Annotated in this window: 24 protein-coding genes and 3 tRNA genes; 10 read left to right on the top strand and 17 right to left on the bottom strand. The window is 51.6% G+C overall.

Features of this window, described 5'->3' with window-relative positions:
* Window positions 1-104: 104 nt before the first annotated feature.
* On the bottom strand, window positions 105-557 hold the full coding sequence (locus tag OGY09_RS17955) for a GNAT family N-acetyltransferase (protein WP_032942970.1): 453 nt from the start codon (window positions 555-557) through the stop codon (window positions 105-107).
* 208 nt (window positions 558-765) lie between these two features.
* Window positions 766-1536, bottom strand: a complete 771-nt coding sequence (locus tag OGY09_RS17960; protein WP_003832721.1) for a DeoR/GlpR family DNA-binding transcription regulator — start codon at window positions 1534-1536, stop codon at window positions 766-768.
* A 262-nt stretch (window positions 1537-1798) separates the two neighbouring features.
* Between OGY09_RS17960 and OGY09_RS17965 the strand changes: the two genes are divergently transcribed.
* The 3 genes from OGY09_RS17965 to OGY09_RS17975 all read left to right on the top strand — a co-directional run bounded on the left by OGY09_RS17965 (window position 1799) and on the right by OGY09_RS17975 (window position 4640).
* Window positions 1799-2935, top strand: a complete 1137-nt coding sequence (locus OGY09_RS17965; protein WP_032934445.1) for an MFS transporter — start codon at window positions 1799-1801, stop codon at window positions 2933-2935.
* 1 nt (window position 2936) lies between these two features.
* Window positions 2937-4052, top strand: a complete 1116-nt coding sequence (locus OGY09_RS17970; RefSeq protein WP_032942972.1) for a gluconeogenesis factor YvcK family protein — start codon at window positions 2937-2939, stop codon at window positions 4050-4052.
* 72 nt (window positions 4053-4124) lie between these two features.
* Window positions 4125-4640 (top strand): phosphoribosyltransferase, encoded by a 516-nt coding sequence (locus OGY09_RS17975; RefSeq protein ID WP_032942973.1) that lies wholly within the window; start codon window positions 4125-4127, stop codon window positions 4638-4640.
* 197 nt (window positions 4641-4837) lie between these two features.
* On the opposite strand, the gene OGY09_RS17980 is transcribed toward OGY09_RS17975, so the two are convergent.
* Entirely contained in the window at window positions 4838-5350 is a 513-nt protein-coding gene (locus tag OGY09_RS17980) for a GNAT family N-acetyltransferase (protein WP_032942975.1), read from the bottom strand.
* A gap of 97 nt (window positions 5351-5447) precedes the next feature.
* On the opposite strand from OGY09_RS17980, the gene OGY09_RS17985 reads away from it, so the two are divergent.
* Window positions 5448-5669 carry a hypothetical protein gene (locus OGY09_RS17985; protein WP_032942976.1) on the top strand — a complete coding sequence of 74 codons (222 nt, stop codon included), beginning with the start codon at window positions 5448-5450 and terminating at the stop codon, window positions 5667-5669.
* A gap of 194 nt (window positions 5670-5863) precedes the next feature.
* Here OGY09_RS17985 and OGY09_RS17990 read toward each other — a convergent pair whose 3' ends face one another.
* The 11 genes from OGY09_RS17990 to OGY09_RS18040 all read right to left on the bottom strand — a co-directional run bounded on the left by OGY09_RS17990 (window position 5864) and on the right by OGY09_RS18040 (window position 17339).
* Window positions 5864-7018 carry an MFS transporter gene (locus OGY09_RS17990; protein ID WP_032942977.1) on the bottom strand — a complete coding sequence of 385 codons (1155 nt, stop codon included), beginning with the start codon at window positions 7016-7018 and terminating at the stop codon, window positions 5864-5866.
* Between the two features lie 78 nt (window positions 7019-7096).
* Entirely contained in the window at window positions 7097-7699 is a 603-nt protein-coding gene (locus tag OGY09_RS17995; RefSeq protein WP_032942979.1) for a TetR/AcrR family transcriptional regulator, read from the bottom strand.
* Window positions 7700-8070: 371 nt separating this feature from the next.
* On the bottom strand, window positions 8071-8838 hold the full coding sequence (fecE, locus tag OGY09_RS18000) for a Fe(3+) dicitrate ABC transporter ATP-binding protein FecE (protein ID WP_032942981.1): 768 nt from the start codon (window positions 8836-8838) through the stop codon (window positions 8071-8073).
* The gene (gene fecD, locus OGY09_RS18005; RefSeq protein ID WP_032942982.1) at window positions 8839-9795 is read right to left on the bottom strand and encodes a Fe(3+) dicitrate ABC transporter permease subunit FecD; all 957 of its coding nucleotides are present in this window, start codon (window positions 9793-9795) and stop codon (window positions 8839-8841) included. It abuts the gene before it with no gap.
* Window positions 9792-10790: an iron-dicitrate ABC transporter permease FecC gene (gene fecC / locus OGY09_RS18010; protein ID WP_032942983.1), complete on the bottom strand. Its 999-nt coding sequence runs from the start codon at window positions 10788-10790 to the stop codon at window positions 9792-9794. The genes fecD and fecC overlap by 4 nt, the downstream gene beginning before the upstream one ends.
* On the bottom strand, window positions 10787-11686 hold the full coding sequence (locus OGY09_RS18015) for a Fe(3+) dicitrate ABC transporter substrate-binding protein FecB (protein WP_032942984.1): 900 nt from the start codon (window positions 11684-11686) through the stop codon (window positions 10787-10789). The genes fecC and OGY09_RS18015 overlap by 4 nt, the downstream gene beginning before the upstream one ends.
* 74 nt (window positions 11687-11760) lie before the next feature.
* Window positions 11761-14085 carry a TonB-dependent Fe(3+) dicitrate receptor FecA gene (fecA, locus tag OGY09_RS18020; protein ID WP_032942986.1) on the bottom strand — a complete coding sequence of 775 codons (2325 nt, stop codon included), beginning with the start codon at window positions 14083-14085 and terminating at the stop codon, window positions 11761-11763.
* Window positions 14086-14171: 86 nt separating this feature from the next.
* The gene (gene fecR / locus OGY09_RS18025; protein ID WP_032942987.1) at window positions 14172-15125 is read right to left on the bottom strand and encodes a ferric citrate uptake sigma factor regulator FecR; all 954 of its coding nucleotides are present in this window, start codon (window positions 15123-15125) and stop codon (window positions 14172-14174) included.
* Window positions 15122-15643, bottom strand: a complete 522-nt coding sequence (gene fecI / locus OGY09_RS18030) for a ferric citrate uptake sigma factor FecI (protein WP_008784388.1) — start codon at window positions 15641-15643, stop codon at window positions 15122-15124. The genes fecR and fecI overlap by 4 nt, the downstream gene beginning before the upstream one ends.
* 290 nt (window positions 15644-15933) lie before the next feature.
* On the bottom strand, window positions 15934-16917 hold the full coding sequence (locus OGY09_RS18035) for an alpha/beta hydrolase (RefSeq protein WP_050592501.1): 984 nt from the start codon (window positions 16915-16917) through the stop codon (window positions 15934-15936).
* A 346-nt stretch (window positions 16918-17263) separates the two neighbouring features.
* A tRNA-Asn gene (locus tag OGY09_RS18040) sits at window positions 17264-17339 on the bottom strand.
* 326 nt (window positions 17340-17665) lie between these two features.
* Between OGY09_RS18040 and nac the strand changes: the two genes are divergently transcribed.
* Window positions 17666-18583, top strand: coding sequence for a nitrogen assimilation transcriptional regulator NAC (nac, locus tag OGY09_RS18045; protein WP_008784390.1), 918 nt, complete (start codon window positions 17666-17668; stop codon window positions 18581-18583).
* Window positions 18584-18684: 101 nt separating this feature from the next.
* Window positions 18685-19635: an HTH-type transcriptional regulator Cbl gene (gene cbl, locus OGY09_RS18050; RefSeq protein WP_032942990.1), complete on the top strand. Its 951-nt coding sequence runs from the start codon at window positions 18685-18687 to the stop codon at window positions 19633-19635.
* 618 nt (window positions 19636-20253) lie between these two features.
* On the opposite strand, the gene OGY09_RS18055 is transcribed toward cbl, so the two are convergent.
* Window positions 20254-20329, bottom strand: a tRNA-Asn gene (locus OGY09_RS18055).
* A 99-nt stretch (window positions 20330-20428) separates the two neighbouring features.
* Window positions 20429-21916, bottom strand: a complete 1488-nt coding sequence (locus OGY09_RS18060; RefSeq protein ID WP_122973781.1) for an EmmdR/YeeO family multidrug/toxin efflux MATE transporter — start codon at window positions 21914-21916, stop codon at window positions 20429-20431.
* A gap of 160 nt (window positions 21917-22076) precedes the next feature.
* Here OGY09_RS18060 and OGY09_RS18065 point away from each other — a divergent pair.
* A tRNA-Asn gene (locus OGY09_RS18065) sits at window positions 22077-22152 on the top strand.
* Between the two features lie 82 nt (window positions 22153-22234).
* Here the strand turns inward: OGY09_RS18065 and paaZ are convergent.
* The gene (gene paaZ / locus OGY09_RS18070) at window positions 22235-24280 is read right to left on the bottom strand and encodes a phenylacetic acid degradation bifunctional protein PaaZ (RefSeq protein ID WP_032942996.1); all 2046 of its coding nucleotides are present in this window, start codon (window positions 24278-24280) and stop codon (window positions 22235-22237) included.
* Between the two features lie 285 nt (window positions 24281-24565).
* Between paaZ and paaA the strand changes: the two genes are divergently transcribed.
* The 3 genes from paaA to paaC are packed head-to-tail and all read left to right on the top strand — an operon-like array spanning window position 24566 to window position 26556.
* Window positions 24566-25495: a 1,2-phenylacetyl-CoA epoxidase subunit PaaA gene (gene paaA / locus OGY09_RS18075; RefSeq protein WP_032942998.1), complete on the top strand. Its 930-nt coding sequence runs from the start codon at window positions 24566-24568 to the stop codon at window positions 25493-25495.
* 10 nt (window positions 25496-25505) lie between these two features.
* Complete coding sequence (gene paaB / locus OGY09_RS18080) at window positions 25506-25793, top strand: 1,2-phenylacetyl-CoA epoxidase subunit PaaB (protein ID WP_032943000.1); 288 nt, start codon at window positions 25506-25508, stop codon at window positions 25791-25793.
* 7 nt (window positions 25794-25800) lie between these two features.
* On the top strand, window positions 25801-26556 hold the full coding sequence (paaC, locus tag OGY09_RS18085; protein WP_032943002.1) for a 1,2-phenylacetyl-CoA epoxidase subunit PaaC: 756 nt from the start codon (window positions 25801-25803) through the stop codon (window positions 26554-26556).
* The last annotated feature ends 11 nt before the right edge of the window (window positions 26557-26567 follow it).

The raw sequence follows: 26567 nt of genomic DNA on the forward strand, positions 1-26567 counted from the left end.
CATGAAAAATAAGATGAATGAGAAATCTGAACCTGGTGGAATCGTGGGCTGTCAGGGGTGTTCTGATTTCAGGTGGAGCATTAGGAGCGCTGTATTTGGGGAAGTTATAAACCCACTTTCATAATGGTATACGGAGATTCGGTGAAACCACATCGCTCATAAGCACGAATCGCACGCCCGTTATCTCCGTGGACATATAAGCGAAGCTCCAGTGCCTTTTCTGATTTAGCTTCTTTTGTAAGATGTTTGATGAGCTCATCAGCTAATCCCATCCCACGATGCTCCGGGGCGATATAAAAGCTTTGGATCCACCAGTAGTCATTTCCATGAAAATCACTCCATTCTTTTACGACAGAGGTATTGGCGATCACTGTTCCTGAAGAATCTTCCATGACCCAATATTTTGAACGTGGGTTTTCACTAAACGCCGACGAAACGCCACGCTCCACAGCAACAAGGTCAACCACTGAACCTTCAGATTCTTGTGCTTCCTGAGTGGTGAATTCGATGATTTTATTGATATCGTCAGGCGTAGCTGGTCGAATAAAGTAGTTCATAAGTCTGGCTCTCATTAACGTTGCGGCTATACGAATCGCGCAATACCCTACATCAAATCTTGTTCAATGTCCGCTCTTGGCACGGAGTGGACGATTCCAAGGTCTGCTGTGAGCGAACAGCAGACGTTTGCACTTCCCCCCCCCCACAACGGCGTTAGCATAAACAGTCAGACATGGGGGTTATGCGGACTGGCAGCACAGTCTTACCCTAAATTTCATAAATCTGAAGATCAGCTTCCTGGAATACTTCAGCATATTTTTTGCTCACACCCCCCTCAATGACGAGCACATCTATCTGGCTGCTACTTGCAACGACATAGCGAGCGGCCGCAGGGATCTTGTCGGATGTTAATCCCACAATCACTTCGCTGCACTGTCTGATAACCGCTTTCTTGAACTCACAATCAGCATAATCGAAACCAGTCAGACCTGATTCTAACGACATTGCACAACCTCCGATGAAACCCTGATCGAAGATAATTGCTTTAATTTGTTCAAGGGCAGGACTGCCAACACACCCTCCAGATGAGCGTTGAACCGCTCCACCCAGCATGATGACTTCGCATAACGGTTTTCTTAATAGAATGGCAGCTATTTCTGGCGAGTTTGTCACCACAGTTAAAGCCACTGACTCCGGAAGAGCTATGGCCATAGCAAGATTCGTCGTGCCTGAATCGATAAAGATACAGCTATTTGCTTTGATAAGTTGCGCGCACTTTTGCGCGATCATGCTCTTTTCATCTGTTTTTGTAGTTGTGCGATCAGCATAATTCCCTACTTCAGGCAGTGTGGCCACAGCCCCACCGTATACCTTTTTGCAAACGCCATCCTTACTAAGCTCATGTAAATCACGGCGAATTGTGTGTTCTGACACACCTAGTTGAGCAGAAAGCTCGACACAAACAACCCGTCCTTTTTCTTGTAAGAGCTCACGAATTAGGGCTTGTCGTTGATCCGGGAAAGCTGCATAATCGAGCACGTTAACTCCTAAGTTCATTAAAACGAGCAAGAGGGTGCATGATCGTGCATTCATATTATCTGTGTCAACTCCGTTGATTTACATTACTCCCCGGCGCATAGGGGATTCATAAATCAACATAAATTTCAGCTGGTTAAAGCATGTTTCGACCGTGCCCCTTTATCTTATTATCAGAGCAACATTTGTGTATCCATGAGTCAGGCTGGTGCAGTGCGAAAATGCGAAAGACCGCTCTCGTAACGAACGCAAAGCGAGCACAAGAATGAACGAAAAAGTTGCAACACGATGCATATTCTTCATCGCAGGATTGGCAACGTCAGCCTGGGCTGTGATGGTCCCTTTTGCAAAAATTAATACTGGAGCTAACGAGGCAGTTTTGGGTGTTTTACTCCTGTGCCTAGGAGGGGGCGCTATTATTTCTATGCCCCTTGCAGGGCCTCTCACAGCTCGCTTCGGCTGTCGTAAAATTATCGGCTGTGCAGTACTGATTATTCTGTTATCCATGCCGTTTTTAACATTAGCCAATGACCCCGTTTCACTTGGCCTTCTTCTACTCACGTTCGGCACTGGGATTGGCCTTGCCAACTGCGCCATGAATATTCAGGCAATACTGGTAGAGAAAAACGAAAGCATCCCACTTATGTCCGGTTTCCATGGGATGTATAGCGTAGGAGGTATTGCGGGAGCTGGCGTAATGACCGGCCTGCTCACTGTTGGTCTGAACATTCACACAGCATCATTGTCAGTCTGTCTCATTATCTTCTTGTTGTTAATAGCCAGTTACAGACAACTTCTTACCTATGCCAGCCCAGCAGAAGGCCCATCATTTTCCTTTCCTAAAGGAGATGTCCTGCTCTTAGGTGTCATCTGCTTTATCGTTTTTCTGGCTGAAGGAACCGTACTTGACTGGAGTGCTGTTTATCTGTCGGAAGTAAGGCAAGTTGCGGATTCTCAGGCAGGTCTCGGTTTCACTTGCTTTGCTGTCGCTATGACGGTGGGAAGACTTAGCGGTGATGCGGTCATTAGTCGCCTTGGCGCTTTGCCTGTCGTCATTTACGGTGCAATTCTGGCCTTTTTCGGTTTTTGCCTCATTATCCTGGTTAGCTCAATTCCCGCACTCCTTGCCGGCTATTTCTTTATAGGCGCAGGCTGCGCAAACATTGTACCTGTTATGTTCAGCCAGATTGGCAAACAGCAGAGCATGCCGCAGGCAGTTGCAGTTCCAGCTGTGACTACGATGGGGTATATCGGCGTACTTGCAGGACCAGCCATGATTGGTTTTATTGCCCACCGAAGTTCTTTGCCTGCTGCCTTTATCTTTGTAGCGGCACTCATGATTCTCGTATTAATGCTAAGTCTGGCATTAAGTAAAACACTAAAATTGCACCAGGAGATTTAAAGTGAAGCGTATTGTTTTGTTTTCTGGTGGCAGTGCATGCCGTTCTCTGAATATTGCGCTTTGCCACCATCCAGTTTCTTTGACTCGTATTGTTCCTGCGTGGGATAGCGGTGGAAGCTCACGATCAATTAGAGAAAATATCGATGTATTATCTGTAGGTGATATCCGCCAGGCGCTAATGACCATGGCCTATGGTGAAAACTGTTCGGGTGATATCGTTCGCATCTGCAATACCCGTTTATCATCCGAGGGGGAAACTCAGGAAGCTTTGAGAGAATTTCAGGCTTATGCGGAGGACAGACATCCTTTGCTTGAGCGCCTCGATACTGGATTGAGAGGCGCAATTGTTAATTATCTCCAGATTTTTTCTACCACGGTGGGTGTCGCATTTGACTACCGTAATGGCAGTATCGGGAATTTCATCTTAACCGGCGCCTATTTGGCACATAATCGGGATATGAATACCGCGATTTTTGTTTTCAGAAAACTCTGCGGCATTACAGGAGAAGTCTGGCCTTCTTCACTCAATAATGATCTTGTGCTTTCCGCTAATCTTAATGATGGGCAGCATGTTTCACCTCAGGACAGAATTACCCATCTTTCTAGGCAACAGGCGGAGATTGGCATCAATTCTGTCACATTGCAAACGTCCAACGGAAGCAATGCTCAGGTAAATACTGCCGTGCTGGAAGCCATAAAGAACGCGGATCTTGTCGCTTTCGGTCCTGGCAGTTTTTATACCAGTATCATGCCACATCTTCAGGTTAAGGGAGTAATCGCAGCCATAGCAAAAGCAGGATGCCCCGTAGCACTGATCGCTAATATTTTAGAATGCCGTGAGAGTCATGGACTGGGTTTGCAGGATGTTGCTAATCGTTTTATCCAGCAATGGCACGATGCAGACGCATCCATTGCCTTGCCTGAGTTGATGGTCCTGGGAAATCAGAGATTTCTTTCAATTGAAAAATATGTGGGTGAATTTGCCTATCTCTCGGATGAAATCAATGAATCAACCCGCTACACCTGTGTGCTGGATGAGTTTGAAGATGTCTGGGTGCGTGGTAAACACGATGGTGAAATACTTGCAAACAGGCTATTGTCTCTGGTTGAAAATTAATCGGAAAGAAGTCTTTTTGATTGATAAGTTGAATGCTTAGTTCGTTATTACAACATACGTGGAGTTCGAACGATGAATCATCATATTGGTGAAGTTATTCTTGATGAAGAAAATATTGCTGTCGGTGTCAGTCGTGTGGCTGAGCAGTTGAACAATGACTACACCGATGCTGTTGTTATAACTGTTGTTCCAGGCGGTATTCTCTATACAGCAGACTTAACAAGAAAGCTGAAGTTTGATGTAAGCATGGATTACATATCCTGCCCTCACACACCTGGGGAACGAAATAACAACTCCACTATTGTTTACCATCAAAATATTGAGATTGAAAATCGTCATGTCATTCTTATTGATGATGCAATAGAATCAGGTGGTACAATGAAGCGCCTTATTAAATATATCTTAGATAATTTCAATCCAGCATCCCTGTCTGTTGCCGTCCTCTTCGTCAAACCTGGAAAAGTGAATATTCCTGTAAAACAGTATTTTGCCTATGAAATGGAGAGTGATGATCTACTCATTGGCTATGGTATGCCATGGGATAATAAATATCGCAATCGGCCCAATATTACTAAATTAATGAAATAACCAGTCGTGCACTTATGTTAAGTGGGGCTCGGTTACGGATAAATTGCCTTTAATGGTTAATTTTCTGGATCACTTTTCTGTGTGCTCGCAGATTCAATTCCCGCCAGTCCCACAAAAACAGTCAGTTAAGAAAAGTTACAACACTGACAGTAGACCGAAACAATGTCCGCTGTTGGCACGGAGCGGCCGGTCACCCGCTAGACAGCAATCCCCATAATCCTGATGACGCTCTGCTGTGAAGCTGTTTTGAAATAGTCTCTTTTAATTAAGGTCATGCCCTGTTTGCGGTAGAAATTACAGGCGCGTTCGTTCTGTTCAAGAACCTCCAGCCATACAAAGTCTTTCCCCCTGGCCCGGGCCAGGTCTTTGACGGTGTCAAACATGACCTGACCGTAACCTTTACGGGTGTCTGCAGGATCAAGATAGAGTTTGTTAAGCAGCATCCCTGACATATTCGTATCAGGGATGCTGCTTTCATAGGTCACTTTCGCAAAACCAATTGGCCTATCGGTCTCTGCTACATACCAACAGACCGCTTGCTCATTCAGGCTCTGTTCCAGCTCGTCCAGAGAATATTCGCTTGCTAAAAAAGCTTCCAGTTCAGACTTTGACTCCCACAGATGTTCAAAGTGTGCGCGGTAGATGCGGTAGCCCAGCGCATTAAGCAACATCGCGTCGGCAGGTGTGGCTTCACGGATTTGTAATGTCATGAATGATTCCTGTCCTGGTAATAAATTAACGATTACTGAACTATATCAAAACTGTCAGTGATACAGTGGCATGCGAACATTTCAGAGGCTTATCAGTATGAAGATTGTTTTTATCCCTGCGTTGATCGTAGTTCTGATTGATAAAGAACAGGACATAGGACGGGAATTGACACGCTATGAGGTTGAGTCCATTCGCGATGGCGCTACAGCCATCCGCCTGCCAGCCGAAGCAGCCGAGGATATAATCAGAGAGCGCGGCTACCGCGATATTGATCCTGAGAATGTCTGGCGCGAGTGGCAGGCGTATAAAGCTGACTGAATGTTGATGGGAACACACTGCTTTAGTGACACATGAAAATTGTGCACTTACACGGATGGGTTTACTCCGCACCTGTCGTGGAACTGAGGGGCAACTTTGAGCGACATGCAGCCAGTGAGTTTTGAATAAAATTTAACGGATAAATCGACGCCCCGTAATTTTTATAAGTGGGGCATTTTTATCTTCAGAACCTATTAACTCCAGCCTTGTTTACTACGACGGATATAAGGTAATACGGATAATAAAGCCAGAACCGCTAATACCATTCCAATCCATAGAGCTGAACGTAAACCGAATCCAGATGAAATTGCCATTCCACCTAAATAAGAACCGCCACCTAATCCAATATTGATCACGGAAGTATGAACGGCATTGACCATTGGCCCTGGATGTGCCACGCTGACAATTCTTGCCATCATTGCCGGATTCATTGGCACGCCAGATAAACCGATAAGTATAACAGCCAGAATAGCAATGACCTGATATTGAACAAATAGCGCCATGCCGAGCAAAGAAATACTCAATATTGTTAAGCCGACAACCATAACAGTTAAACTATGGCGATATGCAAGACGTCCCGTTACCATATTCCCGATGATATTGGCTAGTCCATAAAGCATCAAAATGAAGGGAACCGTCTGCATTGTAAATTCACTGACATCAGTCAGCACGGGAACAAAATAACTGAATGCCGCAAAACTTGCTCCCAAAATCAAACAGCTGGTTGCACAGGCTTTCCAATAGGCTTTATTTTTAAATGCCTTAATCTCTTCAGCCATCTTGATAGCACCGCCGCCGCTCATATGTGGCAATAAACGTACTAATGCTAGCAGGCATATGAAAACCAGGACCGCGACCAGCCCAAAACTCATTTTCCAGCCCCAGTGCTGGTCAATGATTGTCGCGATAGGTACACCAAAGACATTGGATACCATAAAACCTGCTATCACTATTGATGCGGCACGAGGGCGATTTTCAACAGATACAAGAGCCATACTTGTCGCGAGTGAAAGACTTAAACACCCTGCACATAAAATACCTGTCACGATTCGAATGGCAACTAACACATTGTAATCAGAGGCAACGACGCTTAATCCTTGTACGATAACATATAACCCTAACAGCCATAATAATGTTGAGCGATAGGGCGCTTTAAACTTAAGAAAGGTGTAGGTTAATACCGGGCCACCTAGCATTACACCGAATGCATAATATGAAATCAAATGCCCGACTTCGCCGACTGTAACACCAAATGCTTCCGATAGCGTGGTCATCATACCCGCCACCATTAACTCTGCTGTACCTAATGAAAAAATGGCTAACCCTAAAATATAAACGACTAATGGCATGTTTTTTTATTTTTCCTTGTATTGGAATGATCGTTACAAAAATGAGTGCAAGTAAATAATGAATTTTTTCGCTTAAATTTATAAATTGATTAACAGACCAGCGACGACATCTTCGAGGATTTTTCTATCTGTAATGTTTTTATTCAGTACACGTAAACCGTAATAGCCTGCCATAAAGCCTCTCGCCATTTCGACGGCTGATGCTTTATTGTTCAGTTCGCCGCTTCGTTGGCCTTCGATGAATACCGACACCAGCGTTTTTTCTAAATGCTGACGATATTCATTATTCAGGCTCGCAACGGCTTCATCTTTACTGCCCATCTCTAAGGCTGAAAATAAGACCATCGCATCATGCTGCTCTGGCTGAGAAAGATCTTCGGCAATACCCCAGAGCAGAAGTGTATGCAATCGCTCTTTTACCAGACCTGGTTGTGTGAGTATTGTTAACTGTGCTGACATAGTTTGTTCGTGGCTGCGCAACAAAGCTTGCTCGTACAGGGCTTGCTTGCTTCCAAAGGCATTGTATAGGCTTCCCCGCCCTAATCCCGTACCATTGCATAAATCTTGCGCAGAGGTGCCTGCATAACCATTGGCGCTGAAAACAGCGACGGCAGCATCAATGACATCCTGATCTTCGAACTTTCGTGGACGACCTGGAAAGGTTGGTTTTTCAGCACTCATAGGGATGTGGGACTTGAAATGAGTTGAGGCGGCATAGTATTGATTATGGAACGATCAGTCAAATAATTTTCATAAAAAAATCAGTGGTGATGCGCAGACAGATTTTCTTATGAATTGCTATGCGTTTCTATAGAGGGATGTGTGGATTTTATCCTTTCCAGGATAGTACGTTGATACAACGGCAACCACGCGTAATGGTTAATCATCACACCGGAATCTGCCGTATTCTAGTGAACGTCCAACGTCCCCCTTCGATTAAGGATAGCGTTGCATCGACCGATTGAACTCACAGGGCAGAGTGAAGTCATCGCAGCATGAGTGATATGACAAGCGACCTGTTGAGACCCTGGTACCATTACAGACTGTATCATCTACCTCACTACACACATCGGCCTGCCAGATACTGGTTCGGGGTGTATCTCCGTATCCACGCTGAATACGGTTCTCAGCAATCCAGGGTTCATCACCTCTTCTGGTGTGCCTTGCGCCATAACATGTCCGTTCGCCATGACCACCAGATGGTCGCAGTACCGGCTGGCCTGATTAAGGTCGTGCAGCACGGCGACCACCGTTTTCCCCTGAGCCCGGAGTTCGCCCATCAGCCGCATCAGTTCCACCTGATGATTGATATCGAGATAGGTGGTTGGCTCATCGAGTAGTACAACGGGCGTATCCTGCGCCAGGACCATCGCCAGAAATGCGCGCTGTCGCTGACCGCCAGAAAGATCGGTTAACCGTCGGTCGGCAAGATGTTGGATCCGGGTCTGGCTCATAGCATCATGGACCCGCGTATTGTCTTCAACGGAGAGACGTCCCCAGAGTGACAACCACGGGTTGCGACCGTACGAAACAAGCTCCTGGACGGTGATCCCCTCGGGAGTTAAATGGTGCTGGGGCAGCAGCGCCAGCCTGCGGGCTAGCTGGCGTGATGAGAGCGTATTGATGGCTCTATCGCCGAGAAATACGCCGCCGGACTGCGGCGTTAACAGTCGTGAAAAACAGTTTAACAACGTTGACTTCCCGCAGCCGTTAGGGCCGAGCAGGGCGGTTGTCTTCCCCGCTGGTAGGGCGAGTGAAACGCCATCAAGCACCTTGTTTATCCCGTAACAGACCGTCAGATTTTCAGTTCGTAATGTCATTTATCGCATTCTCACAAGCAGCCAGACAAACCATGGTGCACCGATAATGGCGGTCAGCACGCCAGCCGGAAGTTCCAGAGGAGGATGAACAATTCGCGCCAGCAGGTCGGCAACCACCAGCAGCAACGCACCTGCCATGGCTGAAACGGGCAGCAGCCAGCGGTGACGTCCACCGGTAATGCTGCGCACCATATGCGGCACCACAAGACCAATAAAGCTAATTGGGCCGCAGACGGCCACGCCGGTCGATGTCATGGCGACGGCCAGTAGTAAAGCCTGGAGCCGAATACGCGGCACCGACACACCGAGCGTGGTGGCGCGCGCATCGCCCAATGCCAGGAGGTCGAGATCGCGGCAAAAACGCAGACTCAGCGGCAGAAACAAAATCAGCAGTGGGGCGGCTATTTTCACAAAGCTCCAGTCACGGCCCCATAAGCTGCCGGTCAGCCACAGCAGGGCGCTGTTCACATCCTGCGGGTGCGAAAGCATCAGATAATCCGTCAGGCTGGCCCAGCAGGCAGAGAGCGCAACACCCGTGAGCGCCAGCTTCATCGGCTGGCTGGTGTTCGCCAGTATTCTCAGCAGGATCAGGCCCGCCATGCCACCGGCAAAGGCCAGCAGCGGCAGAGCAATCACCGGTAGTGACGGTAAGAGAAGCAGTGCGCCTACAGAGGCAAGACTGGCGGCATGGTTTACGCCGAGGATATCCGGTGATGCCAAAGGGTTACGCACGATCCCTTGCACCAGCGCGCCTGCCACCGCGAGGGCTGCACCGACAAGCAGCGCCAGCAGCAGTCGCGGCAGGCGGTACGCCGTTAATACGTAATGATATTCGCGCCCGGTCTGCCAGTCGCTCAGCAGAGCACGCCAGGGAACGGCGATCACCCCCATTTGTAGTGACAAAGCCGAAAGTCCTGCCAGCGCGAGGGCGATGAAAATGACGAACGCAATTTTCATCCACGCCTCCTGACCAACCAGACAAAACAGGGTGCACCAATCAGCGCCACTACTGCCCCCGCGGGCAATTCGCCAGGGAAGGCCAGCGCTCGGGCCAGAACATCAGCCAGCAGCAGCAGCGTGGCGCCCATAAGCATGCTCATCGGCAGGACCTTGCGCTGATCGAATCCCACCCAGAAGCGAGCCAGATGCGGCATCAGCAGACCGATAAACGCCACCGGACCTGCCACGCTGACGCAGGTACCGACCAGAAGCAGCACCAGAATATTGATGATCAAACGGAGCTTCGGCAGATTCACCCCCAGCGTGCGGGCGGTGCTGTCACTGACGTTAAGCAGGTTCAGTTGATTAGCCAGCAGCAATACCACCGGTACAGCAACCACTACCATTGGGAAAAGCTGCCAGAACTCCTGCCAACGTGCGTGGGATACGCCTCCCGCAAGCCAGTAAAAAATGCCGTAGGCGTGATCTTCCGTCAGCAGCAGAGTGATGCGGGTAAGGGCCATGCAGAAAGCCGAGAACGCGATGCCCGCGAGGATCAGTTTGTTTCTGTCCTGGGTGTGGCGAAATCCACCACCTGCGGTCATCACCATCAGCCAGCTTACGCCACCGCCGCAGGCGGCGATAAAGGCGATGGAGTAACCCGTAGCTGGCGCAGGGCTGATAGCGCTGGTAAGCGCCATCGCCAGCGCTGCGCCACTGTTAATACCGAGTAGTGAAGGGGAGGCCATTGCATTATGCGTCAGGGTCTGCAGCAGCGTTCCCGCCAGAGCCAGGCTTGCGCCGATCAAAATGGCGACCAGGCTTCTCGGCAAACGAAGGTTTTGCACCAGCGCTTGTGGAAGCGTCGGCGTATGGCCTGGCAGCAGGGCGTGAATGGCATCAACGCCAGAAACAGGAATGGCCGAGTAGCAAAACAGACTCAGCCAGAAGATAGCGATAAGCGCGACAAGGGGAAGCCCCCACTGTAGCGCTGGATGTTTGAAAACTGTCATTTCACATCGGATAAAGGCTGGTGGTGAAAGATTTTTACCGTGTCGCTGGCAATGCGTTCGGCTGCGAAAATGCCGCGCATCCGCGCCCAGGCGTTACTGTCGACCGACGCCGTCTGCTGTTTTTGCGCCGCAGTTAACATCTGCCACAGCGGGTCTTGTTGCCAGCGTTTCACGATGCTCTCTTCACGATAGTGCGCGACCAGCAGCCATGCCGGATTGAGCGCCAGCAGCTGTTCCAGACCGATGGACGGCATAGACGAACCCGCCATAGCTGCAGGCACCGTCAGCCCCAGAGAGGTCAGGACGCCCCCGGTCCAGGTCTCCTGAGTATGCAGGTTGAACTGCTGCTCCCGGGACGTACCAAACACCACCATCGTGTCTTTTGGCAGTTGGCTGGCCCACGCTGACATCTGTTGTTGGTGTTGCGCCAGGCGTGACTGCATCTGTGCTTTTTTACCCACGATTGCACCGATGATGGCCGCAGATTGCAGATTTTCAGCGTAAGTTTCATTGCGGGACTTGAGCAGCAGCACAGGTGCGATTTGCTGTAAGGCGCTGTAAATACCCGCATGGCGGTTGCTGTCGGCAATGATCAGATCCGGTTTCAGCGCGCTGATGGCTTCTAAACTCGGCTGCGCACGCGTGCCGACAGACTGCCAGGGTTTCAGATGGGCACGAACCTCTGGAAGAATGCGCATGGCATCGTTATCGTCGGCAATGCCGACCGGACTGACATCGACAGCAGCCAGTGCGTCCGCGAACGACAGTTCCAGCACCACTATCCGTTGTGGCGTTTTATCAAGCGTAAAGGTGCCATGTTCGTCATGAACCGTGGCGGCAAAAGCATGGCCGGTGAACAGCAGAGCGGCGAATAGCGTACGTAATAGTGTGAACATGTAAATTGCCTGCGTCGGGTGGCGTTTCGTTTGCCCGACCTACAAAAGCATCATGCAGGCCGGTCAACCGGGATTTAGAACTTCAACGAACCCTGCATATACAGCGTGCGCGGCTGGCCTGCGTAGATGCCTTTGTTGTTGTCGTCGTAAGAGCGGGTGAAATACTCTTGGTCGAAGATATTTTTCACGCCAAACGCCAGGTTCAGGTCTGCCATCTGCGGACCAAAGTCATAGGCCATGCGTGCGCCCCAGAGCATAAAGCCAGGGATGCGACCGGTACTGCCGTCAGCGCTCTCTTTAACGGTGTTGGCGTTATCCGCAAACTGGCTGGACTGGAAATCACTATTCAGATTGAAGGTCCAGTTGCCCGGCTTATAGTCCACGCCCAACGTGCCTTTGTGTTTTGGTGAGAAGGGCACCTGATTGCCATAGGTATCGCCTTTCTCGCGGATCTCAGCGTTCACATACGCATAGCTTGCGTAGACTGAAACGTTGTCGAGCGTTGGCGTCAATGTGCCGAGATCATAGCGAGTCTGAGTTTCCAGTCCGGTATGACGCGTTTTACCGCGTGCAGTAACGGTGTCGTTGGTTTGGTTGGAATCGTACTGATTATTAAAGTTAATCAGGAACAGCCCCATTTCCGCCGTCAGCGCGCCATCGTCGTATCGGGTTCCGAGCTCCCAGGTTCGCGCTTTTTCCGGTTCCACATTGCCGCTTTGCACAGCCTTGCCAATTTGGCTGTACTGTACGGTGCCGAATGAGCCTTCAGTGTTTGCATAAAGATTCCAGCTATCAGTCAGGTGATAAAGCACATTTAGCGCCGGAAGTGGGGCGTTGTAGCTTACTTCCTCATGTGTGCCTTTGATGGCGTTGTTCTGGTATGACTCGATATGTTCAAAGCGCATACCCGGTGTGATAGTCCAGTTGCCAATGTCGATTTTGTCATCCAGATACCAGGCATGCGCTTCGGTGCCCGAACGAGTGTCGCGATCGTAAGGGCTGGCGCTGGACGGCAGTTGTCCGCTGCTGGTGGCAGTGTAGTAACGCATTTCATGCGTCGACTCGCTCACATAACGGTATCCCACGCCCACTTCGTGCGCGGAAGGACCCACCATAAAGCTCTGACTGTAGCGTGGTTCAATGCCGCGTACCCAGTAGTTACGCGGTGAAAGGGTGAGGCGTTTTCCCTGTTCCAGGTAGCCGCTGCGCAGGGTTTCAGTGTAGAAGCCCTGAATATTGAATTTATGCTGGCTGTCCGGCTGGAACTGATAGCCGAGGCTTGCCAGCTTGCGGCGCCCCCAGAAGCGATCGTAAGGGCGCGTGGATTGCCAGCGGTCAGCGTCGTAATCCGCGCGAGACAGGCCACCGGGCATGTCAGCTTCACCGTCGTAGTATTGCAACAGACTGTTGAAGGTATGCACTTCGTTTGGCGCATATTTGCTTTTCAGCATCAGGTCGTCGATGCGGGTCGCGCTGTGTTCGCGCCAGTCGCTTCCACGTGTACCGGAGTAAAGCAGGGCGGTACCAAAACCGTTATCCGCCGTGCCGCCCACCATCAGGTTGTGCGTTTCTTTTGGGTTATTTTGTGAAGATGTTGGGCTGAGCTGGCCTTCCACGCCGGCTTCGATGCCGAAGTCTTGCGGAATAGCGCGGGTAACAAAGTTCACCACACCGCCCACGCTCTGTGGCCCGTAACGCACTGCGCCACCGCCGCGAACCACGTCGATGGCGTCCATATTTCCGAGTGAGACGGGCGCCAGTGAAAGCTGCGGCTGGCCGTAAGGGGCAAACGGCACGGGAATACCGTCCATCAGCACCGTTGAACGGCTGGCCAGGCGCGGATTCAGGCCGCGAATACCAAAGTTCATTGCCAGATCGTGGCTACCGGTGCCGTTGTTTTCTGGGGCGGTAACGCCAGGAATGCGGTTCAGTACCTCGCGCATGGATGTTGCGCCGGTTTTGGCAAAATCCTCACGGCGGATAACGTCACGTGCGCCGGCATGCTCGAATACGTCGTTTTCGCGCGCATCCCCCAGCCAGTCGCCCACCACGGTCAGGGCATCTTCTTGCGGTGTTGGTGCGGCCTCCAGCGTCCAGCTGTTATTACCCAGCGGTTTCACCTGCAGGCCACTACCGTTCAGCAGGTGTTGCAGGCCGGTTTCGACGTCGTAGTCACCGTGAAGACCGTTACTCTGTTTGCCGCGCGTCAGGCTGGCGTCAACCGACAGGGTAATTCCGCTGAGCGCGGCATACTGATTAAGGGCTTTGTCGAGCGAACCCGGTGCAATATCAACCTGCGCTGCGAAGGCGGATAACGACAGCCCGGCCAGCGGCAGCAGGCTCAGGCGAACGGCGTTAACCAAAGGTGTTGTTTTGCGAAAAACGCGTAAAGGCGTCATACCTTCTCCATCATCATTTTTGTTGTGTTCATCTATGAGTCGAATGAGAAGGGGAAAAAGGACAATCGAAATGAGAATTATTTTTCTTACAGTGCGGAAATATTTACCCAGTATCGCGTAACTGACTGAATTTTCACTGGAAGAGTCTTGGCAATAACATCCAGGATTGCATCAGTATTTTTCAGCGGGAAAGTGCCACTCAGGCGTAACCCGGCCACAGCCGGATCGCAGCGCAGCACGCCGTTGCGATAACGGCTCAGCGTGGCAATCACTTCACCCAAAGGTTTATCGCTGAAGCTCAGAATGCCCTGCGTCCAGGTGGCGCTTTCATCATCCGCTGAGGCTATTGCACCAAATTCAGACGCGCTAAACTGCAGGCTCTCGCCAGCGCTGACGATGCGTTTTTCCTGCGGACGATTTGCCAGTAAGACTTCAACAGCGTGTTGTTGAACGACAACGCGTGTGACGTTGTCATGCTGGTAGACGGTAAATTCTGTGCCTAATGCGGTGAGCTGGCCCTGGCGGGTCACAACGCGGAAAGGTCTCTGCTGCGCGTCTTTTGCGGTAGTAATAGCAATTTCGCCGTACCAGAGATGGACAGCGCGTTGACGCGTATCAAAACGAACGTCCGCGGCGCTTTGTGTGTTGAGCGTCAGCAGCGAGCCATCTTCCAGCCGCTGAAGGCTGAACGCGCCTTTGGCGGTGCGGTAATCCGCGCGCAGACCTTCACCGGCTTCAGACTGCCAGAGCTGCCAGCCGCCGCCCACGCCGAGCAGCAGCAGTAGCCCTTTCATGACATGACGACGGGTAAGGCGCGTATCGTGCAGCGCCCGGCTGGCAACATCGCCCGGTACGCGGCTGAGCTGGCTGCGCAGGTTTTCAACCTGTTGCCAGGCCCACTGATGATCTTTGTCCTCTTCGTACCATTGTTGCCAGCGCGCTTCTTGCTGTGGGCTGACACGCTCGCCGCTCAATACAGCATACCAGTGCGATGCCGAGCGCAATGCCTGGCGGCGAGAATCGGTGATAGAAGCGTTCACAGGCCGTGCTCCAGACGAAACAGCAGACAATGTTCGATAGCCTTTGCCATATACTTTTTCACCGAGCTGACGGAGATACCGAGCTTCAGCGCGATCTCGCTGTATGTCAGACCATCCAGTTGCGAAAGCAGAAACGCTTCTCGTGTTTTTCCGTTCAGCCCGTCAAGCATGCTGTCGATGAGTTGCAGGGTTTCGAGCTGGCTCTCGCGTTCCTCGGGGGAAGGCGCGAGCGCCTCCGGCATAAGCGCCAACATCTCCAGATAGGCTTTTTCCAGCGCGTTTCGGCGAAACAGGTCGACCATCACCCGTTTGGCGAGAGTGCACAGAAAGGAGCGCGGATCGCGGATCGTCGAGAGCGAGTCGCTGCCCATTACCCGTAGAAAAGTGTCCTGGGCAATGTCATCTGCATCAAAGGCGGACTGGAGTTTGCGCGTCAGCCAGCTTTTCAACCAGCCGTGATGTGCGCCATAAAGCGACTCGAGCGTAAAGGAAGCAGTGGTAGTGGCGTGGTCAGACATGTGGAATGTATCAAAAGTTAATTATCACGCGATCATAGTAATATGAGAATGGTTATCATTACAATTAGAAATATAATTGTATTACGTTGAACTTCTTAATGCGTTGTTATTTATAAAAATGTTATGAGGTGGATATCGGATGGGGATGGGGAGTCTGCTTCCGGCATGTGACAGTTGGAATGACATCTGACCATGTCTGCTGTGAGCATGGAGCAGACGAATGCTTTAAAGCATGCTGAACTCTTTAAAAGTAAACCGTTTTTGGGAGGACACCGAGAGCAGAGCAGCTGTTACTTTTCGGGAAAAAGTGAGTTGCGGATCAGGAAATGCTCAATCGAGTCGATTAAACCGGGAGCTAAGGGGAGCGCGGGTTCAGCGTATGTCGCGATATTCGCTTTGCGATCGTCCGAAGTCACCTCTTTCATAACATGGTTCATATTGGGCAGTATAACCAGGGACGCTTGAGGATTCGCGGCCTTAAGCAGTCTTGCATCCGTTTCTTCCACCTGGAGATCGCGTTGCCCTTGTAGCACTAACACGGGTTTGGAAATACTCGAAATGAGATGACCCGGATTATATGAAAATGCATTGATCAAAAACCCCTGAACAGCAGGATTAAAGATACTTTGCAGTGCTGGGTGAATATTCGTAATATCGACTCGCCGCCGATGCTCCAGAGCATCAATTATCGGCAGCGCCTGCTTTAATAGAATTTCATTTTCCGGATTAGCGTTAAGTTGCCCCCTCAACACCTCGCCCATCGGCCTCCCAGGCGTTGCGATAAGAACCACACCGCACACATTCTCTTCTTGAGCCGAGGCAAGTGCGACTACACCCCCTTCGCTGTGTCCTAAAACCCAAACACAGGGAGTGTGCATGTGACGTCTAAGCACGTCTACCCAGGATCGAATGTCGTCAACATAGTCAGCAATCGTCACCGCATTGGCATCGTCTACGGCCATTGCGCTAGCGAACATTCCACGTTTGTCGATACGAAGCGTCGCAAAACCTTTGGCAGCCAGGCCTTCAGCAAGAAGTCGGTAAGGCGATGCATTCACACCAAGCGGGTTGTTTCCATCCCGATCGGTTGGCCCGGAGCCAGGAACGATAAGAACAACGGCTGTTGGTTTTGAATTCGGGGTGAGTAACGTGCCTTTCAAAGGGCCTTTTGGCCCTGCGGCATCCAGGGCAGTTTCGGAAAAGGTCTCCGGTACTGCCGCCAGACTCACAAATGGGCAAGCGCCCAAAAGGGCAATTGAGGCGGCAATATTCATTGGAGATGTTCCTGTAAAATTCAGCGTACCCGTCAATTTATATTATAAATATGGCCTGCTCTACATTGATTAATATATCAGCGGTGATAGAAAACGCCGCTTCTGGGCACAGAGCGGACGTACTGGGTGAGTTTAAAGTCTACTGTGAGCGAAGAGTGGACATCTCAACTCATTGTTGTTCCTGTCTATTGATATGGAAGCCTGGAACGGCAAGCGTCTGGAACAAATACCTGCGGCTATTATGAATGAAGTGTTGGCCAGACTAAGTTGAGGTTTTGATATGCGCAATGAGCAATGGCATAAAAGCAAAAAGCCTGCTTAGTTTCCTAAGCAGGCTTCTTAAATATGGCTCCTCTGACTGGACTCGAACCAGTGACATACGGATTAACAGTCCGCCGTTCTACCGACTGAACTACAGAGGAATCGTTTGAACGAGGCGCATATTAGCGAGGGTGGTGAGGCTTGTCAAAGGGGTAAATACATTTGTGTGTTCGTTTGCTGACAAAATCAGCAAAGCGGCGATCTTTCCGTCTTTTTATGCTTTTGCCCCATTCTGGTGCGTGTCTACCTCTTCCAGGGCAGCCTGAATGAGATACTTAGGTGTGCAGAATGATCTTCCTTCGCTTTTACTCCTGACTTTACGCGGCTTTAACCGTAAAACACCGTTTTAGACGAAAGTGGCAAGCATCTTGCAATCCTGAATTTAATGACTGCCAGCACGGGTTCTGGTATTCCGACAGGAGGCAAAATGAACTTCAGACGACTGAAATATTTCGTGAAAATCGTCGATATTGGTAGCCTGACCCAGGCAGCGGAAGTGTTGCACATTGCGCAACCCGCGCTGAGCCAGCAGGTCGCTACGCTGGAAGGTGAGCTGGATCAGCAATTGCTGATTCGTACCAAGCGTGGCGTCACGCCGACGGAAGCAGGAAAAGTGCTATATACCCACGCCCGGACGATTTTACGTCAGTGCGAACAGGCGCAACTTGCGGTTAATAACGTGGGCCAGACCTTGAGTGGACAGGTCTCTATCGGCCTTGCGCCGGGGACAGTCGCGTCATCCATTACCATGCCGTTATTACAGACGCTACGTGCCGAACTGCCTGATGTGCTGGTCTATTTGCATGAAAACAGTGGGGCAGTGCTGAATGACAAGCTGCTCAGCGGGCAATTAGATATGGCAGTGCTCTATGAGCGTTCACCCGTGGCGGGCATCAGCAGTCAACCGTTGCTTAAAGAGGATCTGTACCTGGTTGGCACGCGTGAGTGTCCGGGGCAAAGCGTCGATTTAGCCGCAGTGGCGCAGATGAATTTGTTCTTGCCACGGGATTACAGCGCGGTTCGCCTGCGCGTGGATGAAGCTTTTTCGCTACGTCGCTTAACGGCTAAAGTGATTGGCGAAATTGAGTCTATCTCCACCCTAACGGCCGCCATTGCCAGTGGTATGGGTGTCACAGTGTTGCCTGAGTCGGCCGCCCGTTCATTATGCAATGCGGCTAACGGCTGGATGGCGCGCATCACAACACCGTCGATGAATCTGCCATTATCGTTGAACGTATCCGCCAGAGGGAGCTTATCGCCCCAGGCGCAGGCCGTGAAGGAGATCCTGTTGTCGCTGGTCAGCCGTCCGGCGCTGGAAAATCGCGAGCTGCAGCTGGTCAGCTAAACCTTATTCCCGCAAGGAATAAGATGCAGGTTTTTATTATTTGTTATGCCGGGCATCAGACTTTAACAATAGCGTAATGTCTGATGTGCCCGGAGCGAAACGTGAATTTCCAGCAACTTAAAATAATCCGCGAGGCGGCCCGTCAGGATTACAACCTGACAGAGGTCGCGAATATACTGTACACCTCGCAGTCGGGCGTCAGCCGACACATTCGTGAACTTGAAGATGAACTTGGTATCGAGATTTTTATCCGTCGCGGTAAACGCCTGTTGGGCATGACCGAACCGGGTAAAGCCTTGCTGGTTATTGCCGAGCGTATTCTGAATGAGGCCAGCAATGTTCGTCGACTGGCGGATCTGTTTACCAATGACACGTCCGGCGTTCTGACGATTGCCACCACGCATACCCAGGCACGCTATAGCTTGCCTGCGGTGATAAAAGATTTTCGTGAGCTGTTCCCTGAGGTGCGTCTGGAACTTATTCAGGGTACGCCACAGGAGATTGATGTCCTGCTACAAAATGGCGGGGCAGATATCGGAATTGCCAGTGAGCGGCTGAGCAGCGATCCATTGTTGGTGGCTTTTCCCTGGTTTCGTTGGCACCACAGCCTGCTTGTTCCTCATGACCATCCGTTAGTGAAAGCCTCTCCGCTCACGCTGGAGTCTATTGCTCACTGGCCGTTAATTACCTATCGTCAGGGGATTACAGGGCGTTCCCGCATCGATGAAGCATTTGCTCGCAAAGGGCTGATACCGGATATTATTCTCAGCGCCCAGGACTCGGATGTGATTAAAACTTACGTGTCGCTGGGGTTGGGGATTGGGCTGGTGGCAGAGCAATCCAGCGGCGAGCAGGAAGAGGGGACCTTAACCCGTCTGGATACCCGGCATTTGTTTGATGCAAATACCGTTTGGCTAGGGCTTAAACGCGGACAGCTGCAGCGCAACTACGTCTGGCGATTCATCGAGCTATGCAATGCAGGGCTATCCGTCGATGAAATTAAGCGTCAGGCGATGGAGCCAGATGAGGCGGTGATTGATTATCAGATTTAACTACAAAAGCCCGTGAGTAAACGGGCTTCCCTGACGTCGCTGAATGGCGGGTAGAAAGCTGCGTTACCTCAAGGTCTCCAGCCTCAGATCCTGCGTCGGCACCCGCGACAATATCGAACAAGACACCGCCCGTCCCGAATCCGCATAAATAAACTGAAATCCATTCTTCACCGAAAGAACATCTCGATTGGTAAACGTATAGAATTTATTACTCTGACTACGCCGGGCATCGGAAACATAAAAACTATTGTTTTCCCACAGCACGCTAACGTGCTGGAACAAATGAAATGTCACCTCCGCCCAGCCTCTGTCCGGGCAACGTAGCGTGACTTTCTCACCGGCTATTGTACTCAGTGGAATTACTAATAAAGCGGTTAGCGCTGCTTTCAGCAGTATCGGCATGGGCAAGTATGGGTCTCATTCTGATGTCGTTGCACGATAAGATACTTAACCATGACGTTAACGAATTGGATCATAGAGACATTTTGCATAAGCAGACGGACATTCTCCCGTCGCCAGTATGGAAAAACCTGGTGTGGAGTGAAGCATTCTACCTGGCGAATAGGATCGCAGAAAAGCAAAAAGCCTGCTTAGTTTCCTAAGCAGGCTTCTTAAATTTGGCTCCTCTGACTGGACTCGAACCAGTGACATACGGATTAACAGTCCGCCGTTCTACCGACTGAACTACAGAGGAATCGTTTGAACGAGGCGAATATTAGCGATGCCGCTCAGCGTTGTCAAAGCCTGAATGGATAAATGCGATCGTTTGCTGAAATATTCCCCATTTCGCCGCTTATTCAGACACAACCGGTTGTTTTATGCACTTTTCGCGTTCGGGGCGCGGGTATTTCCACAGCCAGCGGCCGGTGACCATACGCCAGTAAAATAACGCGGCGCGTACGGCCCAGTCGAAGAACATACCTAACCAAACGCCGACAACTCCCCATCCTAATACGATACCCAGGGTGTAACCCGCGACTACGCGGCAGCCCCACATGCCCAGCATCGATACCCACATAGCAAAACGTGCATCTCGCGCACCTTTAAAGCCTGCTGGTAACACCCAGGAGGCCGCCCATATCGGCATAAATGCTGCGTTGAGCCAAATCAGGATGACTATGACCTCTTTTACATCCTGATCGTGGGTATAAAATGAGGCCATCACCCCGGCGAAAGGAGCGGTTAACCAGGCAATTGCCGTCAGGCCGATCGTCGACAGCCAAAATACATGCCGTAGCTGGATTTCAGCCTGGGCAATCTGGCCATTTCCCAGACGCCTGCCGGTAATGATTGTCGACGCGGAACCTAAAGCATTCCCCGGTAAGTTGATAAGCGCGGCGATAGAAAATGCAATAAAGTTCCCGGCGATAACGCTGGTTCCCATGCCTGAAACAAACATCTGCGTCAAAAGTTTACCGCCATTGAACAGCACGGACTCGATACTTGCCGGAATGCCGATCCCCATCACCTCCCAGATAATGGCGAGATTGAGTGGCTTAAAATAGCTTTTGAAGGGAATTCGCAGCGCGGGGTTAAAACCAATCATCAGTACCCAGATGATGGCAATCGCCCCGATGTAGCGCGAAATGGTCAGTCCCAGGCCTGCTCCCACAAATCCCAGACCTTGCCAGGAAAAGATCCCGTAAATCAGGATGCTACTGATGATGATATTCAGGATGTTCATGCCGCCGTTAATCAACAACGGTATTTTTGTATTTCCGGCTCCACGTAGTGCGCCACTGCCGATCAGCGCAATGGCTGCCGCCGGGTAGCTGAGCACCGTCAGCTCCAGATAGGTGAGTGCCAAAGCTTTAACGTCTGGCGTTGCTTCACCTGCGACAACGTCAATAATCTGTTGACCAAAATAGTGAATGACCGCTGCCAGCACGGTAGCAAAAATTGTCATGATCACCAGTGATTGTCTGGCCGCGGCTCTGGCCCGTCGACGATCTCGTTTCCCGAGGCTAAATGCTACAACCACGGTGGTGCCCAGATCGATGGCGGCGAAAAATGCCATGATGACCATATTAAAGCTGTCGGCGAGTCCAACCCCGGCCATCGCTTCTTTTCCCAACCAGCTGACCAGGAAAGTACTCAGAACACCCATCAATAGCACACAGGTGTTTTCCAGAAAAATGGGGACAGCCAGCGGAGTGATTTCGCGCCAAAAGAGAACCTTATAACTCTTGCGTTTGGCATACCAGGGCGTGCGGGAAGCGACCTGGTGTAAGGCAGCGGAGACGTTCAAAGTGGACCTTAACGAAGAAAGTTGAAACCTCATTTCAAATGATGAGGGAGAATCAAAAAAGCTGCAAAGTTTTTTCTATTTAAAATGTCTGTAAATGCAACAAACTGTCGAGAGAAGCATCAATTGATTCGCATTCGAGGAAATGGGGTTTGACAAAATTTTTTTCGCCGCTAAGATAAGCCTCCACAACGATTCCTCTGTAGTTCAGTCGGTAGAACGGCGGACTGTTAATCCGTATGTCACTGGTTCGAGTCCAGTCAGAGGAGCCATATTTAAGAAGCCTGCTTAGGAAACTAAGCAGGTTTTTTGCTTTTTGTTTCAAGCCTGATCGAGCGAAGCTACACCGGAATCTTACGCCGGGAAATCCCCATGCTGACGCGCAACCAACGTCAGAATGGAATACAGCGCCACCGCCTGCTGGTGCTGATTAAAGATCTCCACCGACCACTCCACCACGCCGGTCGCTTTTTCTTCGGCATTGCGCTGACGTTTCACCGTTTTGCGTTTGCAGGTTAAACGCACCTGGATAGTGTCGCCCGGCTTAACCGGCTCGATAAAGCGCAGGTTTTCCATGCCATAGTTGGCAATCACCGGACCGACGCCCGCGTCAACAAACAGACCGGCTGCGGCGGAAATCAGGAAGTAACCGTGCACCACGCGCTCGCCGAAAATGGAATCGGCTGCTGCAATCTTGTCCATATGGGCGTAGAAGTGGTCACCGCTGAGGCAGGCAAAGTTAACGATATCCGCTTCGGTCAGTGTACGACGTGGCGTCAGCAGGCTGTCGCCCGGCTGGATCTCTTCGAAGTATTTACGGAACGGGTGAATACGATCTTCCTCCACCCGAGCGCCACGCACCCACTGTTGGCTTACCGCCGCGAGCATGGTTGGGCTGCCCTGAATGGCGGTGCGTTGCATGTAGTGTTTCACCGCGCGCAGCCCACCCAGCTCTTCACCGCCGCCTGCACGTCCAGGCCCACCGTGGACCAACTGTGGCAGCGGAGATCCGTGGCCGGTCGATTCCACCGAGGACTCTTCGTTCAGCACCTGAATACGCCCGTGGGCGCGGGCCGCACCGAGGATAAACTCTCGCGCCAGTTCGCCGCTCGCCGTCACCAACGTTCCTGCCAGACTGCCTTCACCGGCGCGTGCCAGCGTCATGGCATGCTCGGTATTTTGATACGGCATCAGCGTGGCGACCGGGCCAAAGGCTTCAATTGCATGTACCGCGGCAATTTCATCCGGCTGCGGACAAAACAGCAGCGTTGGCGGGAAGAAAGCCCCAGCCGTGCTCAGATCTGCTTTTCCGCCCAGCAGCACCTCACACCCGGCTTCAACCAGACGATTCACATTATCCTGCACGTCCTGACGCTGATCGTTATTCACCAGCGACCCCATCTTCACGCCTTCCTGCGCCGGATCGCCCACTACCACTTTTTGCAGACGGGTAATCAGCGCCTCGCTGACCGCTTTCACCTGCGCCTGTGGCACGATAATGCGGCGGATAGCGGTACATTTCTGCCCGGCTTTGGTCGTCATCTCGCGCACGACTTCACGTACAAACAATGCAAACTCAGGCTGTTCTGGGGTGACGTCATCACCCAGCACGCAGCAGTTGAGTGAATCCGCTTCCATGGTGAAAGGAACCGATTTAGCCACCAGATTGGGGTGCACGCGCAGCTGCTGTCCGGTATGAGCAGAACCGGTAAAGGTCACCACATCCTGGCTGTCGAGGTGATCGAGCAGGTCACCCGCGCCGCCGCAGATAAGGCTAATTGCGCCGTTCGGTACCAGGCCACTGTCGATAATCGCTTTCACCATTGCCTGAGTGAGCTGCGCGGTGGCGGTTGCAGGTTTGATAATGGCTGGCATCCCGGCAAGCCAGGTTGGCGCCAGCTTCTCTAACATACCCCAGCAGGGGAAGTTAAAGGCGTTGATATGCACCGCAACACCGGATTTGGAGGTCAGCACGTGGCGTGCGGCAAAACCGCCCTGTTTGGACAGCGGGATCAGTTCGTCTTCCGGCCACAGCGTATCGTCCGGCAGCTCGCGGGCACCGAGACTGGCATAAGTGAAAAGCGTGCCAATGCCGCCTTCGATATCGACCCAGCTGTCACCGCGCGTTGCTCCGGTTTGCGCGGATATGGCATAGAAATCGGCTTTCAGTTCCATTAAATGCTTCGCCACCGCTTTTAGCATCGCGCTGCGCTCAATAAAACTCATTGCCTGTAACGCTTTGCCGCCGTGCTCAATAGCAAAGCGGCGCGCCTGCGCCATATCCAGTCCAACGCTTGTCACTTCCCAAAGCGCTTCACCGGTAAGGGCGTGGTGGATGGTGCGGGTGCGGCCCCGGCCTGTCTGCCAGGCACCGGATAAATAACTGGCTAACTGCTGCATCGTTAATCTCCAGATGTGTTCCGTAATATCTCTTTAAATAGTTCTTTTATGAATCACAAAATGCAAGCGAGATTTTAATAATTTGTTAACAATGAGATCGCGAACACTTTACCTTCATTGGTTATCTATCTGTTATTAATGGATAAACAAAAACCCTTTGCGACAAGTATCGCAAAACCAGCAAACAAAATTTGTGGTTTTATTTAACCAAGATGTAACTTTTATAAAACAAAGTGATTCACAAATATTGATTTGTTGAAATTATCGGAATCATAAGGTGATGACGTGACTGAAGAACAACGCTTTGACCAGCGCATCGCGCAGGAAACGGCCATCGAGCCGCAGGACTGGATGCCGGACGCATACCGTAAGACGCTGATCCGCCAGATTGGCCAGCATGCGCACTCGGAAATTGTCGGCATGTTACCGGAAGGCAACTGGATAACCCGCGCACCTACGCTGCGGCGTAAGGCCATTCTGCTCGCAAAAGTACAGGACGAGGCCGGACACGGTCTGTACCTCTACAGCGCGGCGGAAACACTGGGCTGCGCGCGTGAAGATCTGTACCAGAAGATGCTCGACGGCCAGATGAAATACTCCTCCATCTTCAACTACCCAACCCTCAGCTGGGCGGATATCGGTGTGATCGGCTGGCTGGTCGATGGCGCGGCGATTGTTAACCAGGTGGCGCTGTGTCGTACCTCCTACGGCCCGTATGCCAGGGCGATGGTCAAAATCTGCAAAGAAGAGAGCTTCCATCAGCGTCAGGGCTTCGAAGCGTGTATGGCGCTGGCTACCGGTAGCGAGGAACAGCGTCAGATGCTGCAGGACGCCATCAACCGTTTCTGGTGGCCTGCGTTGATGATGTTTGGCCCGAACGACGACAACTCACCGAACAGTGCCCGCAGCATGGCGTGGAAAATCAAACTGCACTCCAACGATGAACTGCGTCAGCGCTTTGTTGATAACACGGTTCCGCAGGTAGAAATCCTCGGTATGACCGTGCCGGACGCCGACCTACAGCTTGATGAAGCGACGGGGAAATATCGATTCGGTGAGATCGACTGGCAGGAATTTAATGAGGTCATCAACGGTCGAGGTGTCTGCAACCACGAACGTCTGGGCGCAAAGCGTAAGGCCTGGGAAGAAGGGGCATGGGTGCGCGAGGCCGCACTGGCGCACGCCGAAAAGCAACAGGCCCGCGACGCGGCGTAAGGAGAGAGTCATGAGCAAAACATACTGGCCGTTATACGAAGTTTTTGTCCGCAGCAAACAAGGGTTATCGCACCGTCACGTTGGCAGTCTGCATGCCGCCGATGACCAGATGGCGCTGGAAAATGCACGCGATGCCTATACACGCCGCAGCGAAGGCTGCTCCATCTGGGTGGTGAAAGCCAGCGAAATTGTTGCGTCACAGCCGGAAGAACGCGGTGAATTTTTTGACCCGGCGGAGAGCAAAGTCTATCGCCATCCCACGTTCTACACCGTGCCGGACGGCATGGAACATATGTGAGGCAACGATGAATAACCTGAATCCCGTTGCAACTTATGCCCTGCGTCTGGGCGATAACGGCCTGGTGCTGGCTCAGCGTCTGGGGGCCTGGTGCGGTCATGCGCCGGAGCTGGAGATTGATCTGGCGCTGGCTAATATCGGCCTCGACCTGCTGGGGCAGGCGCGCAACTTCCTCAGCTACGCAGCCGAACTGGCGGGTAGCGGCGACGAAGACACGCTGGCTTTTGGCCGTGACGAGCGTCAGTTCCGCAATCTGTTGCTGGTGGAACAGCCTAACGGCAACTTTGCCGACACGATTGCTCGCCAGTTCTTTATCGACGTCTGGCATGTGGCGCTGTTCACTCGTTTGGTTAACAGCCGCGATAAGCAGATTGCCGCTATCGCTGCCAAAGGACTGAAAGAAGTGCGTTATCACCTGCGCTTCAGCCGCGGCTGGCTGGAACGACTGGGGAATGGTACTGATTACTCCGCGCAACTGATGCAGAAGGCGGTGGACAATCTGTGGCGTTACACCGGCGAATTGTTCCTTGCCGACGAACTGGAGCTCGCTCTGGCCAGGCAGGGTATTGCCGTCGATCCGCGCGAACTGCAAACCGAATGGCAAACGACGGTACACACTGCGCTGATTGATTCTGGTTTACAGGTTCCGCAAGAGGCGGCGTTTCGCAACGGCGGTAAGCAGGGGCTACACAGCGAACATCTCGGGCCGATGTTGGCCGAGATGCAGTACTTGCAGCGTGCGTATCCTGGGCAGCAGTGGTAGCAGGAGGTGGC

The sequence above is a fragment of the Citrobacter sp. Cpo071 genome (assembly GCF_030332765.1).
GTDB lineage: Bacteria > Pseudomonadota > Gammaproteobacteria > Enterobacterales > Enterobacteriaceae > Citrobacter > Citrobacter portucalensis.

What these genes read in the sequence shown, in the direction of transcription:
- OGY09_RS17955 (WP_032942970.1), bottom strand. Translation starts at nt 557, where the DNA reads ATGAACTACTTTATTCGACCAGCTACGCCTGACGATATCAATAAAATC.
- OGY09_RS17965 (WP_032934445.1), top strand. Translation starts at nt 1,799, where the DNA reads ATGAACGAAAAAGTTGCAACACGATGCATATTCTTCATCGCAGGATTG.
- OGY09_RS17975 (WP_032942973.1), top strand. Translation starts at nt 4,125, where the DNA reads ATGAATCATCATATTGGTGAAGTTATTCTTGATGAAGAAAATATTGCT.
- OGY09_RS17980 (WP_032942975.1), bottom strand. Translation starts at nt 5,350, where the DNA reads ATGACATTACAAATCCGTGAAGCCACACCTGCCGACGCGATGTTGCTT.
- OGY09_RS17985 (WP_032942976.1), top strand. Translation starts at nt 5,448, where the DNA reads ATGAAGATTGTTTTTATCCCTGCGTTGATCGTAGTTCTGATTGATAAA.
- OGY09_RS17990 (WP_032942977.1), bottom strand. Translation starts at nt 7,018, where the DNA reads ATGCCATTAGTCGTTTATATTTTAGGGTTAGCCATTTTTTCATTAGGT.
- OGY09_RS17995 (WP_032942979.1), bottom strand. Translation starts at nt 7,699, where the DNA reads ATGAGTGCTGAAAAACCAACCTTTCCAGGTCGTCCACGAAAGTTCGAA.
- fecE (WP_032942981.1), bottom strand. Translation starts at nt 8,838, where the DNA reads ATGACATTACGAACTGAAAATCTGACGGTCTGTTACGGGATAAACAAG.
- fecD (WP_032942982.1), bottom strand. Translation starts at nt 9,795, where the DNA reads ATGAAAATTGCGTTCGTCATTTTCATCGCCCTCGCGCTGGCAGGACTT.
- fecC (WP_032942983.1), bottom strand. Translation starts at nt 10,790, where the DNA reads ATGACAGTTTTCAAACATCCAGCGCTACAGTGGGGGCTTCCCCTTGTC.
- OGY09_RS18015 (WP_032942984.1), bottom strand. Translation starts at nt 11,686, where the DNA reads ATGTTCACACTATTACGTACGCTATTCGCCGCTCTGCTGTTCACCGGC.
- fecA (WP_032942986.1), bottom strand. Translation starts at nt 14,085, where the DNA reads ATGACGCCTTTACGCGTTTTTCGCAAAACAACACCTTTGGTTAACGCC.
- fecI (WP_008784388.1), bottom strand. Translation starts at nt 15,643, where the DNA reads ATGTCTGACCACGCCACTACCACTGCTTCCTTTACGCTCGAGTCGCTT.
- OGY09_RS18035 (WP_050592501.1), bottom strand. Translation starts at nt 16,917, where the DNA reads ATGAATATTGCCGCCTCAATTGCCCTTTTGGGCGCTTGCCCATTTGTG.
- nac (WP_008784390.1), top strand. Translation starts at nt 17,666, where the DNA reads ATGAACTTCAGACGACTGAAATATTTCGTGAAAATCGTCGATATTGGT.
- OGY09_RS18060 (WP_122973781.1), bottom strand. Translation starts at nt 21,916, where the DNA reads ATGAGGTTTCAACTTTCTTCGTTAAGGTCCACTTTGAACGTCTCCGCT.
- paaZ (WP_032942996.1), bottom strand. Translation starts at nt 24,280, where the DNA reads ATGCAGCAGTTAGCCAGTTATTTATCCGGTGCCTGGCAGACAGGCCGG.
- paaB (WP_032943000.1), top strand. Translation starts at nt 25,506, where the DNA reads ATGAGCAAAACATACTGGCCGTTATACGAAGTTTTTGTCCGCAGCAAA.
- paaC (WP_032943002.1), top strand. Translation starts at nt 25,801, where the DNA reads ATGAATAACCTGAATCCCGTTGCAACTTATGCCCTGCGTCTGGGCGAT.